Raw genomic sequence first — 15467 nt, 5'->3', positions numbered from 1 at the left:
GGTTCATCCTCAATTTCTGTGATTCAGTGGCAGCATTCTCGCCCTCATCAGTTGTGGGCCGGCGCGACCGTACATTGCTCGCTTCAGCATCTTGAGGCGGTTGATCTGCCCTTCGGCTTGACCGTTGCTCCACGGGAGTTCGATTGCATTTTTGACGGCATCAATATCCCGGCGCAAAACGCTGGCGAAACGCATGATTGCCGTGAGCTCGGTGTCGATGGCATCGTCGATCCATTCATCCAGCGCGTCCGGGCTCCTGCTGCGCAAGATGCCGTTGAAGCGCATGGCCAAGCCACGCATTATGGCGAACGCTCGAGAGCCCTGCTTCAATGCATCGACGTTTCTGGCCTGGCGATCTGTCAGCAAGCCGCGCGGCTTTATGCACAAAGCGGCTGCCACCACAGACGAGATCATATGGCCCGTGTCAGGATCGCGGACGGGTTCTGAAACATCCGTCTCCGGAAGCGGCTCGTCGGGTTGAATGTTTTCGACCTCACGCCACACCTTCAACAGGCGCTCCAGATTGGAGCGGCTGCCCGTGTAGCCGCGGTTCTTGATGTCGTAAAACAGATGGCGCCCAATGCGGTTTCCATTCCTCCAGCATTCAGCCAGAAATGTTTCAAAATACAGTGGCGATGTCGGATTCAATGTCGCTCGGTTTCTGTCTCGAGGCGCATTGGAAGTAAGCCAATTCGCGATGCTGCGGCGCTCGTATCCGGTCCGCCTTGCAATCTCGCTGTAGGTGAGGCCCTGCTGCCGCAAAGCTTGAAACGTGTCGAATATTTCCTGACGAGATTGCCTGTGCGCCAAGCGGGCACGGCGCTGCTGTGACCTGGCGCTGGCGATAGCATCTTCAGAGAGAATGGGTCTAACATTGGCGTGACCGTACACGCTCATCTGTTCCTTGATCGCCTCCCTGAGATTTTGGACCAGATGAAAACGGTCAGCCACCTGGAGGGCCTGCGGGGCGCCCTCTCGGGCTGCCTGAGCATACAAACCACAGCGATCTCGGCTCACGACCTCGATCGTCGGACGTTCTTGCAACCAAGATTTTGCGCTCTCGACGCTGCGGTCCTCCAAAACATCGACGACCGAATGACGCTCAAGATCGACCATGATCGTCCCGTACCGCGAGGAATGCCGCCAGCTCCAATCATCGATGCCCACAACCCGAATAGTGTCTTTTTGCGTGGACGCCGGATTATCGCGCTTCAATTGCCGCAAGATCGTGTCGTCGCTGACCGGCATGCCAAGCCGATGCAGCAAGTGCTCACCTGGGCGACCGCCCATCCTGTGGCCAATCAAGCCCACAATCTCAGCCATCCGTTCAGTTCGTCGCATGTAGGGTGAAGCAATCTCAGGCAACCTGTCGGTGAAGGTTCGTCGCCCGCATTTCCGGTGTCTGCACTGCCACCGGTTCAGTGCGAGCTCGATTTTCACAACTTGACCTTGAACAGGCAAGTCCTGGAGGCGGCGGTTGTGCCAGCCGTGGCGATGCCGGCTTTGCGTTCCACAATCCGGGCAGATACCGACAGGTTTCGCAGCGGCAGAAACAACCCAGTTTTCTTCATCTTGAACGGTAATACCCAGAACCTTGACCCCTGGGCCGGGTGACCATTTCAATTGCGCTCGCATCCCCGCAGATAGCAGTCGAGGCGCTAACACTCTGTTAACCACAGAAATTGAGGAAGAACCCGGTTAAATGCAAAACGACACCAGTCTCCGATGGAGGCGTCCGGTTCGTACCGGACATCGGTCGCCGATCCCCTTCGGGCACAAACATCGCGTTCGTATTCATCCCGCCCCACGACGCCTGGCGCGACGTCGATCTGGGCCGCGGCCGAGCGCTGCACCGGTTTGCTCATGGCTGACCTCGAAAGTTCATGACGGATGCCCTGACGTATTGCGGGATGTTGAGGTAGGCTACCCAAGCTTCTCTACCTTTGTGGCCGCGCAACTTCACCTCGCTCGTCAGCGGATTTTCCGCCGGGTTGCCACAGTCGGGAACAATATGGATCGCGTGAACAATCTTGTTGCAGGCTTCCCGGAAGCTGAGCTTTTGCGAGCCTTTGTCGCCGAGCACATCCGGTTCCAGATCTCCGCATGCGACATCGGCAATTTTGCGTGCTTCGGCCGAGGATCCCGACCGCACGGCGTCCATATGCTCCAGCTGAATGCGGTTGGCGATCGCCGTGCCGATCAGCAGATGGATGATTTCATCCGCGAACAAGTCGTTCCGCATCAGCCGGAGAGGATCCTCCCGATCGTCGCCGGTCAGGTCGAAAATCCGCTCGTCGCCGGCGAACACCAGAAACAGCCGGTAGACGTCTCTCAATGCGGTCGCGGCGTTCAGTTCGAAATTGTTGCGGCCGCTCGGAACCATGCACTCTCCTATCTATGATTGGGATTACGGATCTTCATTTTGGGAGTCGGGTGGCATTGCGTTTACGCAATTTCGCCCGTTCCCCGGCAATTTTCTCAAGCTCCGGGCCGGTCATTGTTTGAAAAGAGTGATCCACAATAACCCACTCGTCCCACGGTGCCGGCTCATGGGCCGTGATCGTATGCCCGGGCAAAAGTTCGCTGACCGCGTTTCGAACGTCTTTCGCGTCGGGATCTTGTATCCAGTGCCGTCCAACAGCTTTAAGGTCATCTACGGCAGCCTCTATCATCGCCGCTCGTTCCTCTTCGGTCATTCGTCGTCTCCATATCTATGATAAAGGACATTATCACATATAATCAGGGCCTTGGTGTCAATCGGTCTACAGGTCTTCGGTTCGTATCCCTTCAAGGCGAAAGGATCGGAGATATCCGGACTGAGCGGCATGTTGCCAGCTTCCAGTCGTCTCAAGCGGATGGAGAGTAAAGCAGTCGACATCGATGATAATTCAGCCTCGAAACGCAATGCACGCCGGGGCGGCTTGGTAACAGTTGAATAAGGTATTGCCGTGGTAGAATTTGCGAGATATGCGCTCGGCGAGCATTGGGTCGGGCGGGTCGTGGATTTGTTGACCTCGCAACTTGGTTCGTCGTTATAGAGCTTCCAACCGCCCCCCTGTTTCGCCTACGTGCACATTTTCATCGTGCACAGAACATACTGAAGGTGATTGCCGCCTTCCTATTCACGGCGGTCTTGATCTGGGCCGTCTGGCAAAAGACGGACTCTTCTCCACCGTTTGTGGTCAAAACCCTGTGCAAGGCCATCGTCGGCGTGAAGGTCGAGAGCGCCAGTGGACAGCGCGTCCTGCCGGGCATCACTGATATCCCCGAAACGCGAGCATGGCGCAACGGTTGCGCAGACTATCTCTCGCAGCCTGAGTAGCATCAGAGCTCCACCCTCGCGCCGCATGCAGCTCAGCCTACACCTGGCCCCTCAACCGTAGCTTGAGGAAAAGATCGGCCCTCGGTATGCTGCTCCGGTAAGGAATGTGGGGTTAAGGCATGCGAATCGAATACCTTCAAATATCAAATGTCCTGAGCTTTCCCTATCGCGCCGATATGGGCCAGGCCGATAAAATAGAATTTGACGATGGTCTAAATATTATTATCGGCGAGAATGGCTCCGGAAAATCGACAGCCCTCGAAATTGTCAACTTCCTCTTCCGAAGGGTCATATATCGTCAGTTCAGCTTCAATCGTGAGCTGTTCGGACGCCGCTCAACCCTTGCACCAGATAATCGGCGGCAGATTCTGCAGCCCGCCAATCACACCAACATCAACGGTTTTCGGCTGGACGCAAACTGGGATACCGAAGATCAAGAGCAGCGCATTCGCATAGCAGTGCGACTCGACGACATCGACCGGCAGAACATTGCTCATATCAGGGCTTACTTTGATGAGCTTACCCAAACGCTTGGATCATACTCTACTTATAATTTCAACGCCCATGGCGAAGAGCGCGATACGTACGTTATTGATGCCATTTTGAACCGTGCTGCGAATAACTTTTCGGTTCAGCTACAGGGTGGAGAACATGATTTTGGCTTCACATATCTAACCGACTATCACCTCTTCAGAGAAGCCATTTCACTTCACAATGCACTTACGCGCGGGGAGCCGATCCCACCGCTCTATGAGAGCTTCACGCTTATCGGTAGCTATCGCAACTACCACGCGTTTCAGCCCTCAATCTCCCTCAGCAGCGCGCCGGCGTCGCAGCAAATTCAGGACATACGGAATCAAGATTTTAATCGTAGCCTCAACGCCACCGACAGCAATGAACCGCCAGTGTTCGCGCTCGTGCGGCTGCAGGTTGCTGAGCGCCATTTCAACCTCATTTCAGAGGCAAAAGACCTTGCGCAGTGTGAGCAAGAAGCGAATGATCTTCCTTTTGTGAGGTCGGTCAATGAGCGACTGCGCGTGGTAAATCTGCGCTGTCAAATAAAGCTTCTGGACCAGCGGACATGGCAATACAGCTTTGAATTCTACGACACCCGTCGCAACAAGCCAATCGGCGACATTAACAGCCTGAGCGCGGGTCAAAAAGCGATTATCCACCTGGTGCTCGAGGCGTATGGGAGGGGTGAGCTGAAGGGTGGCGTCGTCATCATTGATGAACCGGAAATCCATTTGCATTATCAATTTCAGCACGAGTATCTGCAGGTACTGCGAGAGCTGAACCGAACGCAGAACTGCCAATATATTCTCGTTACTCACTCGGAATCGCTCATCAATTCGAGCACCATAAGTTCTGTGCGCCGGTTTGCGCTTAATGCAAACGGTCACACGTCAATCTTCTCGCCATCACTTTCCGCAGATGAAAAAAGCCTCATACGCATTCTTGACAACTCCCGGTCCACTTATGCTTTTTTCTCGAAAAAAGTTCTTCTGGTGGAGGGCGACACCGACCGCTATTTCTTCAGGGCGCTGCTCCAGGAGAGGCACCGTCTGCTCGAACAAGAAATTGCGGTTCTCCATGTCGGCGGAAAGAGAGAGCTGCCGAAGTGGGGCAGTCTGTTTTCAAGCTTCGGCCTCCGCGTTTACGCAATCTCAGACTTCGATTATATCGTGAATTTGCATTATCCCGCCGACAACGGTGTTCTCCTACGAACGGCTGAACAAATCGCCGCATTCAAACAGTCACACTTAGATTGGGAAGGTCATATAGACGCGTCGGCGGCAGACGGCATGTTCGTCCTTCGCGAAGGCGACCTCGAAACATACCTTGGTATTGGGAAAGATCTTAGTCATGTGATCGAATTCTGCCAAAATGGTCTTGAGTTATTTCTGGCAGACGATACTTCCAGCAAGAGCCGCGAAATACGGTCTATCATCGATGCAGTCGCTGAATAATGGAATGACGCCGAGACGCGACAAGGAAGTAAGGGGCGACGTCAACTTCGCCCTACCAAGCCCGAAAGCTGAAATGCGCTTACGGCCCCATGTCATCCGTCCGACGCTTGCGTATCCGAGGTCCGCTTTGAGGCGCAACGCTGCAGTTTACAGACTTAAGCGTGGACGTCGCTTTAGGGGCGGACAGAACCGTGCTCCCACGAACCCGCTACGGCTTGTTGCTGTGATGTTCACGGTTTGGGCTTTCAAGATCGCATAATGTATCGGGCCTTTATCAACCAAAGACAGCGACTGCTGATTTGACGATGATGCCACCATACTGGCTTCTGCGCATTTGACGGCCGGTAGCAGCGCGAAAGATCTGCAGCAGTTGCAGCGCCGGCGGTACCCGTGACCACATTGTTTTCATGCGTTCCACGCCATTTCGGCTTTTCCGCACAGCCTGGCCAGTCACAATGCGCTGTGACCAGCGGAAACCGATCTCGTGGAAATACAGGTCGGCGTGCTGCGGGCTGATATGATGAAAGACGCCCGCAATTGTGCGACGAACGCGGGAATTGAAACCTTCGACCGAATTGACATGAACGGCGTCACGAACGTATTCGCGGCTGGAATGCTTCACAGTGTCATGCCTGGCATAGTTCTCGCCAAGGGCTATGAACGCTGTCGCCTCATCGCTCATCAAGTAGGCGTCGGGATCGATCTGCGCTTCGGCGGCGCGCGCCGCTGCACGTAGCGACAGACCAGTCACCACCGCAGCACGCGCGTCACCGGCCGGAGTGCCGGGTGTGACGTCATCTGGTCGCTGCACGATCACCATGACAGGCGTCTTCTGGGTATTCGGTAGACCTTTTCGGCCTCGTCCAGGCGGTGGATCGTCCGGATTTATTCTCGGTCGCCCACCGAGATGAAAATGGTCGATCTCCACCGTGCCATCAAGCATGCGCTCGCGCGCCGCCATGAGACGCAGCGCGTGTCCCATCCGCCAGGCCGTGGGTTGGCTTACCCCCAGAGCCTCGGCCAGACGCACCGAGGACAAACCTTTATCCGACTGCAGAATAGTGGAATGCAGCGGCGTGTGTGTCGTCACCGTAAACTGGAACCGACACTCGCCGCTGGAGCATTGATAGAGACCCGGACGCGCACGCCGCTTGCCCATATCGCGCCCGGCGATCGCGATCGAGCGCTTGTAACCACAGGCGGGGCAAACTCTTCCGGCCGGCCACACCATGCTTTCTAGCAATCGCCGACACTGCTCCTCATCGCGAAAGGCCACGATCATATCTTCCGCGGTCCGAATGTTGGTAAGCGCTGCAAGCATCGTTTCCGACATTCTCATCTCCTTCGGATCATCCCCGAAGAATCGCACGGCAATCCCTAGACAGCAAGGTTGTTGCTGTCTTTTGTTGATAAAGGCCCAGATCGCATAATGTATCGAGTGGAATGGCCGGCCCGATGTAAGTTTAACCGGTCGATAAGTTTAAGCAGCGGTTGTTCCAACCTTGGTTGTTGCCGCAAAAGCCGCAGCTGATGTGGCGCTACAGGTTTGCTATGTGGTTGTTCAGTCGTCATTGACTGAAACGGTTTGCTGGCAGCCCGTAGGTGCCCGGCCGCAGCGCGAAGACCGCACCCTCATGTGGGTTGCGAGCAAGATGCTCGTCGCTCATCGTGAAGCGCGCCGACGTGACAAACAGGGTTTCAAATTGGGGGCCGCCAAACGCGCAGCTCGTCGGCCATGAACATGGCAGGTCGACAACGCGATCTATCCTACCATCGGGCGAAAATCGGACCACACAGCCGCCGCCTGCGACGCGGCAGTTCCAAATGAAGCCTTCAGCATCCATACAGGAGCCGTCCGGAAGACCCCGATCGAAGCCCGAAAGGATCGATCGCCTGTCGTGAAGCGCCCAGGAATTGGCATCGAGCGCATAGCTGTAGATCACATTGTCTTCCGTGTCTGCCGTGATGAGCCGGCCATTGTCGGTCCATATTAGCGTGTTTGTAATTCCGAACCGATCATCCGAAACCGAATGCAATGCCCCGTGCGAATACCGGTAGAGTCTCCCGGCTTTTGCAGTTGTCGCCTGGGGCGTGTCATCGGCTGCGATATTGTCCTGCATCGTGCCAATCCAGAAAGCCCCGTCTGGTCCGACGATGCCTTCATTCAGTCGATTGCCCGGAAACTCTGGTTCGATCTCGGTCACGACATGAAGCCCACCTCCAAATTCCCATAACGCGATTGATTTCCGCAATCCGACGATCGCGCCGCCGTCGTTGCGAAGACCGATTGAGGTGATCAGGTCGGGGAAACTCCACTTTTCATGCTTGCCCGACCTGGGGCAGAGCCGATGGATCGATTTTCCGACGATGTCGACCCAGCAAAGCTTGTTTTGCCGCTCATCCCATACGGCACTCTCTCCAACGACGTTTTCCGCCGCGAATGCCACGTCAACTTCGATTTTCATAAGCCCTCCGAGCTGTTCTCAAATTGGTTCTTGACACACAGCTTGTCCATAAACTATGACTCGGTTCAATTCAACCTGTCCGACAGGTTTTATCAAACTGGGAGACGAAAATGAGTTTAACTCCAGTCGACGAAGAACAGTTTGCAGGAGGCAATCTCGTCAGCACCGCGATCGGCGCTATCACCCAGCACATTCGGGAGAACGAACTTGGTCCGGGCGATCGACTGCCGAGCGAGGCCACCCTGTCTAAGGAACTCAGCGTGTCCCGCTCGGTGGTGCGTGAGGCTTTCAGGTCGCTTGCGACCATGCGGCTGATTGATCTCAATGTCGGGAAGCGTGCCACGGTGGCTCAACTCGACCACGGCGCAATGTCCTTGATGATCGAGCATGGCGTGCATACGGCCCAGATCAACATCAACCAGGTCTATGATGTACGCCGAACCATAGAAATGCGGACATCGACGCTGGCTGCGCTTCGTCGAAGCGACGCGGAAGCCCACACCATCCTTGCCCATGCAAGAGCGATGGAGACAAATTTCGCGGATGCGGACAAGGTTATGGAGAGTGATCTCGCCTTTCACCTGGAGATTGCTCGCGCCTCCAAGAACCCGATCTTCTCGATCATTGTCGGCGCATTCCAGGGGGTCTCCCGCCAGACCTGGCCGATCGGGTGGCGCAGCCGCGCGTCCGACGCCGACCGGCACGCCATGAACCAGATACATATCGACTTGGCCGGAGCAATTCTGGCTGGCGACCCCCAAGCCGCCAGCCAGCTCATGGCCCGCCATTTCGACGAAAGCGCAAAAGCACTGCTCGCGGCTGGAATCGCATAGGGGAAAACCTGATGAAAATTACGAGACTTGAGACGGTCCGCATCGCGGAACGGCCGAACCTGCTTTGGCTGCTGGTCCATACCGACGAGGGGTTGACGGGGCTCGGAGAAACCTTCTTCGGCGCAGAAACCGTCGAGACCTACATCCACGAGTACGTCGCCCCTCGTGTCATCGGGCGAAACCCGCTGCAGATCGATCTTCTCGCATCTGATCTGGTCGGTTATCTCGGGTTTCGCTCTTCCGGCGCCGAGGTGCGTGGAAATTCGGCATTCGACATTGCGCTCTGGGATATCTTCGGAAAGGCGACGGGCCAGCCGATAGCACAGTTGCTCGGCGGCTTCAGCCGCAATGAAATCCGCACCTACAACACCTGTGCGGGCACGGAGTACATCAAGAAAGCAACCGGTCAGACGACCGCAAACTACGATCTGTCGTCCGCCGGCGCCCGCAACTACGACGACCTCAACGGCTTCCTGCATCGCGCCGACGAACTGGCACTGTCCCTCTTGGAAGAGGGCATTACGGCGATGAAGATTTGGCCGTTTGATATCGCGGCGGAAAAGTCGCGTGGTCAGTATATTTCGATGCCCGACCTGAAATCGGCGCTGGTGCCGTTCCAGAAGATCCGCGACGCCGTTGGCGATCGCATGGACATCATGGTGGAGTTCCACTCGATGTGGCAGCTCTTGCCGGCAATGCAGATTGCCAAGGCGCTCGCACCGTACCAGACGTTCTGGCACGAGGATCCCATCAAGATGGACAGCCTCTCCAGCCTCAAGCGTTATGCAGCCGTCTCGCCTGCGCCGATCTCTGCATCGGAAACATTGGGTTCGAGGTGGGCTTTCCGAGACCTCCTGGAGACCGACGCTGCTGGCGTGGTCATGCTGGATATCAGCTGGTGTGGCGGCTTGTCGGAGGCGCGCAAGATCGCGGCGATGGCGGAAGCGTGGCATCTCCCCGTGGCACCGCATGACTGCACCGGGCCGGTCGTTCTTTGCGCATCGACGCATCTGTCGCTCAACGCACCCAACGCGTTGGTCCAGGAGAGCGTGCGGGCCTTCTACAAGACTTGGTATCGCGACCTCGTTACGGCGCTTCCGGAAGTTCGAAACGGGATGATCACGGTTCCGCCAGGGGCCGGTCTCGGCATGGAGCTTAATCCCGAGCTCGAAAAGGCATTTACGGTGTCCCGTCGAACTTCGAGCGGGGGCTAAGACCGGGTTCTTTCGCAATTTTGCAGCTTAAGGAGGAGCAAGCATGCGAACAGTATTGATTGGGAGTGCATTGGGGTTGGCGCTTTTTGGTTCGACCGCGCTCGGCGCGTCGGCAGAACCGTTGAAGATCGTCTTCACGCATCACTCGTCGGCTTCAAACACATTCTGGCAAGCGGTCAAAAAAGGTTACGATGACGCATGCGAGAAGATCGGCGCAAATTGCCAGATGGTGTTTACCCAGACCGAGGGTTCGGTTGAGCAGCAACTCTCCAATATGGAAGCTGCGTTGGCGAGCAAGCCTGACGCCCTTCTGACCTCCATCGTCGATGACAAGGCGTTTGACGACGTCATCGCTCGGGCCGCCAAGGACGGCGTGGAGGTCATCGGCGTCAACGTCGACGACAGCGAGGGGGCGAAAGGAAACGCGCGGGTTGCTTTCGTCGGACAGGGTTTCCGGCGCGCCGGATACTCCCTTGGGAAGGCCATGTCCGAGAATTTTCCGAAGGAGGGACCGATCAAAGTGTTGGTCGGAATTTCCGCGCCCGGCCAGAACTGGTCGGAGGCACGCGGGCAGGGCGTCATGGATTTCCTTACGGAACTCAAGGCCGCGAACCCCGGTCGAGAAGTGTCCTGGGAACGGATCGACAGTGGCACGGACCTTGCCGTGACATCAGATCGTGTCGGCGCCTATCTCAATGCGCACCCCAACACCACCGCCTATTTCGATACCGGATTCTGGCATGCCGCAGTGGCAAGAGTTCTGAAGGATCGTGGGGTCGCGCCGGGTCAGGTGCTTCTGGGTGGCTTCGATCTGGTGCCCGAAGTCGTCCAGCAAATGCAGACGGGCTATGTTCAGGTCCAGGTCGATCAGCAGCCATACATGCAAGGCTTCATGCCTGTAATGCAGGTCTATCTCGCCAAGAATTTTGGCCTCGCCCCGGCTGACATCGATACGGGGCAAGGGATCGTCCGCCCGGCTGATGCCGACAACATCATGGACCTTTCAGCACAGGGCCTGCGGTAGACGCGTTTCTGCGAAAATCGGAGGGTTTTCGCAGAAAGAGCCTGTTGATGGAAGCATGTGCTTTGCGCGTCGAACACGGCGCGCAAAGCAATGAATTTGGCCGGCAGGCCCGCGAGATGGGCTGCCCTGCCGCACGGGAGCATGCGATGAAAAGAATGCTGAAAATCTACATGGAGAAGCCGGAACTCGCGGCGCTCCTTCTCCTCTTTCTGCTCGTAGTTCTCTTCCAGATCCGGTCTGGAGGCGTCTTCTTGAGCTTTGAAAACCTGCGAGGCTTCTTTGGGATCCTCCCGGAGATGGCGCTGGTTGCCATCGGTGTCACTATTTTGATGATCTGCGGAGAATTCGATCTTTCTGTCGGCGCCGTTTTCGCGCTGATGCCGATGACGATGGCTGTCTTGATGGCCAGTGGGATCTCGTTCCCGATGGCACTAGTCGCGGGCCTTCTCGTTTGTGTAGCGATAGGACTGCTCAACGGCTATTTGACCATCCGTTTTGCGATCCCAAGCTTTATTACCACGCTTGGCATGATGTTTGTGGCCAGATCGCTTACGGTCGTCATCTCGGGGGGCTTTCCGCCGCTCTTGCCGGCCGATCTTCCCACGTGGCTCTTCACCAGTTTTGTTGGGCCGGGCCAATTGTTTCGTATGTCGTTCATCTGGTTCCTGGTCATTGCCGTTCTGGTGTCGCTGCTCCTTAGCCGGACAAATTTCGGCAACTGGATCAGAGCGACCGGCGGTTTCCTACCGGCAGCCGATGCCCTTGGGATCCCGACTGCGCGCGTCAAAATAGCTTGCTTCATTCTTTGCTCGGTGCTGAGCGGCTTTGCCGGGCTCATTCAGGTGCTTCGCCTCGGGTCGCCACTGCCTTCGATCGGCGAGGGCATGGAACTCCAAGCGGTTGCCGCGGCTGTCATTGGTGGTACCGCGCTCAATGGTGGTGTTGGGGCCGTCTTCGGCGGCATCATTGGCGTCATTCTCATTCGCGTGATCGACAACGGTCTCATCCTCAGTCAGGTCGACGCCAATTGGTTCAAATTTGCGATCGGCTCGCTGACGATCTTCGCGGTCGTCGCCAACTCCTGGCTTCGCAAGCGGGCAAAATCGATCAAGGTGGAGGTCTGAGCCATGAACGGTCCTATCGTATCCGTCCGGAACCTGCACAAATGGTACTCAGGCGTTCATGCTCTGAGAGGCGTCTCAGTCGAATTCGCACGCAATGAGGCCGTTGGACTGATCGGCGACAACGGCGCCGGCAAGTCCACACTCATCAACATCCTTTCCGGCGTCCAGAAACAGGACGAGGGCAGTATCTTCGTCGAGGGAAAAGAGGCTGCGATATCGAGCCCGCGCGACTCCATGCGGCTCGGGATCGAGACCATCTATCAGTACAACTCCATGGTCCCGACCATGTCTATCGCGCGCAACCTGTTTATTGGTCGCGAGCCGGTGAAATATTCGCTCTTCGGCCTCGGGGTTCTGGATTTGCGCAAGATGCGCGAGGAAAGCGTCCAGGCCATCGCAGACGTCGATCTTCATCTGCGCTCACCTGACGCCTTGGTCGGCGAACTCTCAGGCGGGCAACGACAGGGGGTCGCGATCGCCCGTGCCATGCATTTCAAGTCGAAGGTGATGATCCTCGACGAACCGACGAACCACTTGTCGGTCAAGGAAACGAACAAGGTCATCGGTTTCGTTCGTTCGTTGAAGGAACAGAATGTTACCGGCATCTTCATCAGTCATAACATGCATCACGTCTTCGAATCCTGTGACCGGGTGGTCGCCATGGCGCGTGGGCAGATTGTGCTCGACAAGCGTGTCAGCGAGACGTCGATCGACGAAGTCCAGTCCGTACTTTGAGGGGAACGCAGATGAAACCACTTCAGGGAAAAGTGGCGCTTGTCACGGGCGGCCTTGGCACACTCGGTCGAGCGCAGGTCCGCAAGCTCACAGCGGAAGGCGCCACTGTCATCGTGCTCGACCGTCCTGGCCTCCAGGTAGATCTGACGGAAAATCTCGGCGAAAACGCGCGCTTTCTCGGATGCGATCTGAACGACCTCGCGAAAACCGAGGATCTCATCCGGTTGGAGGCCGAAGCCTCAGGCGGCATCGACATTCTGATCAACAATGCCGCCCTCATAATCAATAAGCCGTTCCAGGAGTTCAGCTTGGCGGAGTACGAGGACCAGATCCGCGTCAACTCGTCGGCTGCGTTTGCAGCCGTTCGAGCCTGTGCCGACCTAATGAAACGCAAAGGCCGCGGCAAGATCCTCAACTTTGCTTCCATTACGCTCAATGGCCAATGGGACGGCTATGTGCCCTATGTCGCATCGAAGGGCGCAATGATCGGGCTGACGAAATCGTTGGCCCGCGAACTTGGACCGTTCGGGATCAACGTCAACGCGATTTCACCGGGAGCGGTGGTTTCTGAAGCAGAGAACCGGGTATTTGCCGACCGGCTTCAGGAATACAACGACTGGGTCCTCGAGCGGCAATGCCTCAAAACACGTGTTAAGCCTGAGGACGTCGCGGAGCTCGTCTATTTCCTTGTCTCACCGGCTTCGGACATGATTACCGGACAGAACTTCGCCATCGACGGCGGTTGGTAGATGATTGTCGAGCGGATCAATGTCGAAAACAGCAAGGCGCACTTGCAGCTAATCCCGACACTTGGCGGTGGTATCGCACATCTTGATGTACGGCATCCGTCCGGCGCATGGCTTCCTGTGTTCAGGCCGTGGAATGGCCGAATGGAAGATGGTCCGTTCGAACTGGGGTGTAATGTGCTTGTTCCATTCTCGAACCGCATCTCACGAGGCGGTTTCGAATATGAAGGTGTGTTTCATCCCATTCCAGCCAACCTTGTCGGCGAGCCATTCCCCATTCACGGGGACGGCTTCCAGCGGCGCTGGCGATTGCTTGCTCGCAGCTGCGAAACCGTCGAACTCGAATGCGATGGGGAGATCGGTCCATTTCGCTATCGGGCAAGGCAGGTCTTCACTCTTGGGCCCGAAAAGCTGGAAATAAAGCTCACGGTTCAAAACTTGTCAGGCCAACCACTACCCTTCGGCATCGGGTTCCATCCCTGGTTTCCGCGAAATGCGGGCACTCGGCTGCAATTTCGCGCCACGGAGGTATGGCTGGAGGACAGGGAACACTTGCCGACAGGTCGGCGAAAGCTTTGCGAAGTCCCAGATTGGAATTTCGACCAAGGGCGGGTGTTACCTGACCAGTGGATCAACAACGCCTTCGGCGGGTGGGCTGGAGAGGCGGTCATCATGCAAGGAGAGGGAGCGGTCTCCGTTAGGATCTCGGCCTCCGACAATCTTGCTTATGCGCTGATCTATTCGCCGGACGCCAAGGCGGACTTCTTTTGTTTTGAGCCGGTTTCCCACCCAGTAGACGCACATAACCTCGTGGGCCGGCCAGGCCTGAAGATACTTGAAGACGGCCAGGAGCTGACTGGTTCAATGAGTTTGGAATGGGAAGAGACAAATGGAACTCGATAGGAGCGGCGCCTTCGTCGGTCGTGTGTGGTTGTCGGAGGAGAAGGGGCCGGTCCTGGTGACAGTCAGGGCCGGCGTGGTGTTCGACATCACGACAAAAGAAGCGCCAACGATGCGTGATCTCTTGGAGATGGATGATCCTGTCGGGTTCGCCCGGGCACGAGAGGGAAGGGCGATCTGCGAGCTGGCCGAGGTTCTCGGGGCAGCTCCGAGGGTCTCCGAGGCGCCCCGGCTACTCGCGCCATGTGATCTTCAGGCAATCAAAGCCTGCGGCGTGACATTCGCCCGCTCGATGCTCGAACGGGTGATCGAGGAGCGGGCCGCAGGAAACCCCGACCTCGCCTCCAAAATCCGCGAACGCGTGACGGTGCTTGTCGGGGACAGTCTGCGCAACCTCAAGGCTGGTTCGCCGGAAGCGGCCAAGGTCAAGGAGGCCTTGATCGAAGAGGGCGTCTGGTCGCAGTACCTCGAAGTCGGAATCGGTCCTGACGCCGAAGTCTTCACCAAAGGGCAGATTATGTCGGCAGTTGGGTATGGTGATGAGGTAGGGCTGCACCCGATATCGAGGTGGAACAACCCGGAACCTGAGGTCGTCCTCGCCGTGGATAGCAAGGGCTGGGTAAAGGGAGCGACGCTCGGCAACGATGTGAACTTGCGCGACGTTGAAGGGCGTTCGGCGCTTTTGCTTGGTAAAGCCAAGGACAATAATGCCTCCTGCGCGCTCGGGCCGTTCATTCGGCTGTTTGATGAGAGCTATTCGATCGACGATGTGCGCAATGCCGACCTCGATCTGCGGATAGAAGGCGAGGATGGCTATGTGCTGATGGGCAGGAGCTCGATGAAAGAGATCAGTCGCGATCCACTCGATCTGGTACGTCAGACCATCGGCGCCCATCACCAATACCCCGATGGCTTCATGTTGTTCATGGGCACGCTGTTTGCTCCCGTCGAAGATCGGGACGTCCCGGGCCAGGGCTTTACTCACAAGCTCGGTGATGTCGTGACAATCTCAAATGCCCAGCTGGGATCACTGGTCAACACGGTGCGATTGTCGACCGAGTGCAGTCCCTGGACTTTTGGTGCATCGCACTTGATGCGCAATCTTGCGGCGCGTCAGTTGATCTGAATGGAACC

The 15467-nt window shown here is 56.8% G+C and carries 15 protein-coding genes; 10 read left to right on the top strand and 5 right to left on the bottom strand.

Annotated elements, in window-relative coordinates:
• Positions 1–9 precede the first annotated feature (9 nt).
• The 3 genes from ACTJKM_RS17720 to ACTJKM_RS17710 all read right to left on the bottom strand — a co-directional run bounded on the left by ACTJKM_RS17720 (position 10) and on the right by ACTJKM_RS17710 (position 2696).
• Positions 10–1635, bottom strand: a complete 1626-nt coding sequence (locus tag ACTJKM_RS17720) for an ISL3 family transposase (RefSeq protein ID WP_246812924.1) — start codon at positions 1633–1635, stop codon at positions 10–12.
• Between the two features lie 226 nt (positions 1636–1861).
• Positions 1862–2383 (bottom strand): hypothetical protein, encoded by a 522-nt coding sequence (locus ACTJKM_RS17715; protein WP_440660693.1) that lies wholly within the window; start codon positions 2381–2383, stop codon positions 1862–1864.
• 34 nt (positions 2384–2417) lie between these two features.
• Positions 2418–2696, bottom strand: a complete 279-nt coding sequence (locus ACTJKM_RS17710; protein ID WP_440660692.1) for a hypothetical protein — start codon at positions 2694–2696, stop codon at positions 2418–2420.
• A 407-nt stretch (positions 2697–3103) separates the two neighbouring features.
• On the opposite strand from ACTJKM_RS17710, the gene ACTJKM_RS17705 reads away from it, so the two are divergent.
• Both ACTJKM_RS17705 and ACTJKM_RS17700 read left to right on the top strand, forming a co-directional pair.
• The gene (locus ACTJKM_RS17705; protein WP_440660690.1) at positions 3104–3322 is read left to right on the top strand and encodes a hypothetical protein; all 219 of its coding nucleotides are present in this window, start codon (positions 3104–3106) and stop codon (positions 3320–3322) included.
• Positions 3323–3441: 119 nt separating this feature from the next.
• Positions 3442–5292: an AAA family ATPase gene (locus tag ACTJKM_RS17700; protein WP_440660689.1), complete on the top strand. Its 1851-nt coding sequence runs from the start codon at positions 3442–3444 to the stop codon at positions 5290–5292.
• Positions 5293–5566: 274 nt separating this feature from the next.
• On the opposite strand, the gene ACTJKM_RS17695 is transcribed toward ACTJKM_RS17700, so the two are convergent.
• Positions 5567–6625, bottom strand: a complete 1059-nt coding sequence (locus ACTJKM_RS17695; protein WP_440660687.1) for an IS1595 family transposase — start codon at positions 6623–6625, stop codon at positions 5567–5569.
• A 235-nt stretch (positions 6626–6860) separates the two neighbouring features.
• Positions 6861–7757 (bottom strand): SMP-30/gluconolactonase/LRE family protein, encoded by an 897-nt coding sequence (locus tag ACTJKM_RS17690; protein WP_089045383.1) that lies wholly within the window; start codon positions 7755–7757, stop codon positions 6861–6863.
• 110 nt (positions 7758–7867) lie between these two features.
• Here ACTJKM_RS17690 and ACTJKM_RS17685 point away from each other — a divergent pair, with 110 nt between their 5' ends.
• The 8 genes from ACTJKM_RS17685 to ACTJKM_RS17650 all read left to right on the top strand — a co-directional run bounded on the left by ACTJKM_RS17685 (position 7868) and on the right by ACTJKM_RS17650 (position 15459).
• The gene (locus ACTJKM_RS17685; RefSeq protein WP_058330197.1) at positions 7868–8590 is read left to right on the top strand and encodes a FadR/GntR family transcriptional regulator; all 723 of its coding nucleotides are present in this window, start codon (positions 7868–7870) and stop codon (positions 8588–8590) included.
• 11 nt (positions 8591–8601) lie between these two features.
• Complete coding sequence (locus ACTJKM_RS17680) at positions 8602–9804, top strand: mandelate racemase/muconate lactonizing enzyme family protein (RefSeq protein WP_058330198.1); 1203 nt, start codon at positions 8602–8604, stop codon at positions 9802–9804.
• A gap of 43 nt (positions 9805–9847) precedes the next feature.
• Complete coding sequence (locus ACTJKM_RS17675) at positions 9848–10828, top strand: sugar ABC transporter substrate-binding protein (protein WP_440660685.1); 981 nt, start codon at positions 9848–9850, stop codon at positions 10826–10828.
• Positions 10829–10974: 146 nt separating this feature from the next.
• On the top strand, positions 10975–11952 hold the full coding sequence (locus ACTJKM_RS17670; protein WP_058330200.1) for an ABC transporter permease: 978 nt from the start codon (positions 10975–10977) through the stop codon (positions 11950–11952).
• Positions 11953–11955: 3 nt separating this feature from the next.
• Positions 11956–12687, top strand: a complete 732-nt coding sequence (locus ACTJKM_RS17665) for an ATP-binding cassette domain-containing protein (RefSeq protein ID WP_060520100.1) — start codon at positions 11956–11958, stop codon at positions 12685–12687.
• Positions 12688–12698: 11 nt separating this feature from the next.
• Entirely contained in the window at positions 12699–13436 is a 738-nt protein-coding gene (locus ACTJKM_RS17660; protein ID WP_058330202.1) for an SDR family oxidoreductase, read from the top strand.
• A complete protein-coding gene (locus ACTJKM_RS17655; protein ID WP_063893450.1) occupies positions 13437–14336 on the top strand; it encodes an aldose 1-epimerase in 900 nt (299 codons plus the stop codon).
• On the top strand, positions 14323–15459 hold the full coding sequence (locus tag ACTJKM_RS17650) for a fumarylacetoacetate hydrolase family protein (protein WP_058330205.1): 1137 nt from the start codon (positions 14323–14325) through the stop codon (positions 15457–15459). The genes ACTJKM_RS17655 and ACTJKM_RS17650 overlap by 14 nt, the downstream gene beginning before the upstream one ends.
• Positions 15460–15467: the final 8 nt, after the last annotated feature.

Source organism: Ensifer sp. 22460, assembly GCF_052044935.1.
GTDB lineage: Bacteria > Pseudomonadota > Alphaproteobacteria > Rhizobiales > Rhizobiaceae > Ensifer.
This window is presented reverse-complemented; position numbering and strand designations above follow the sequence as displayed.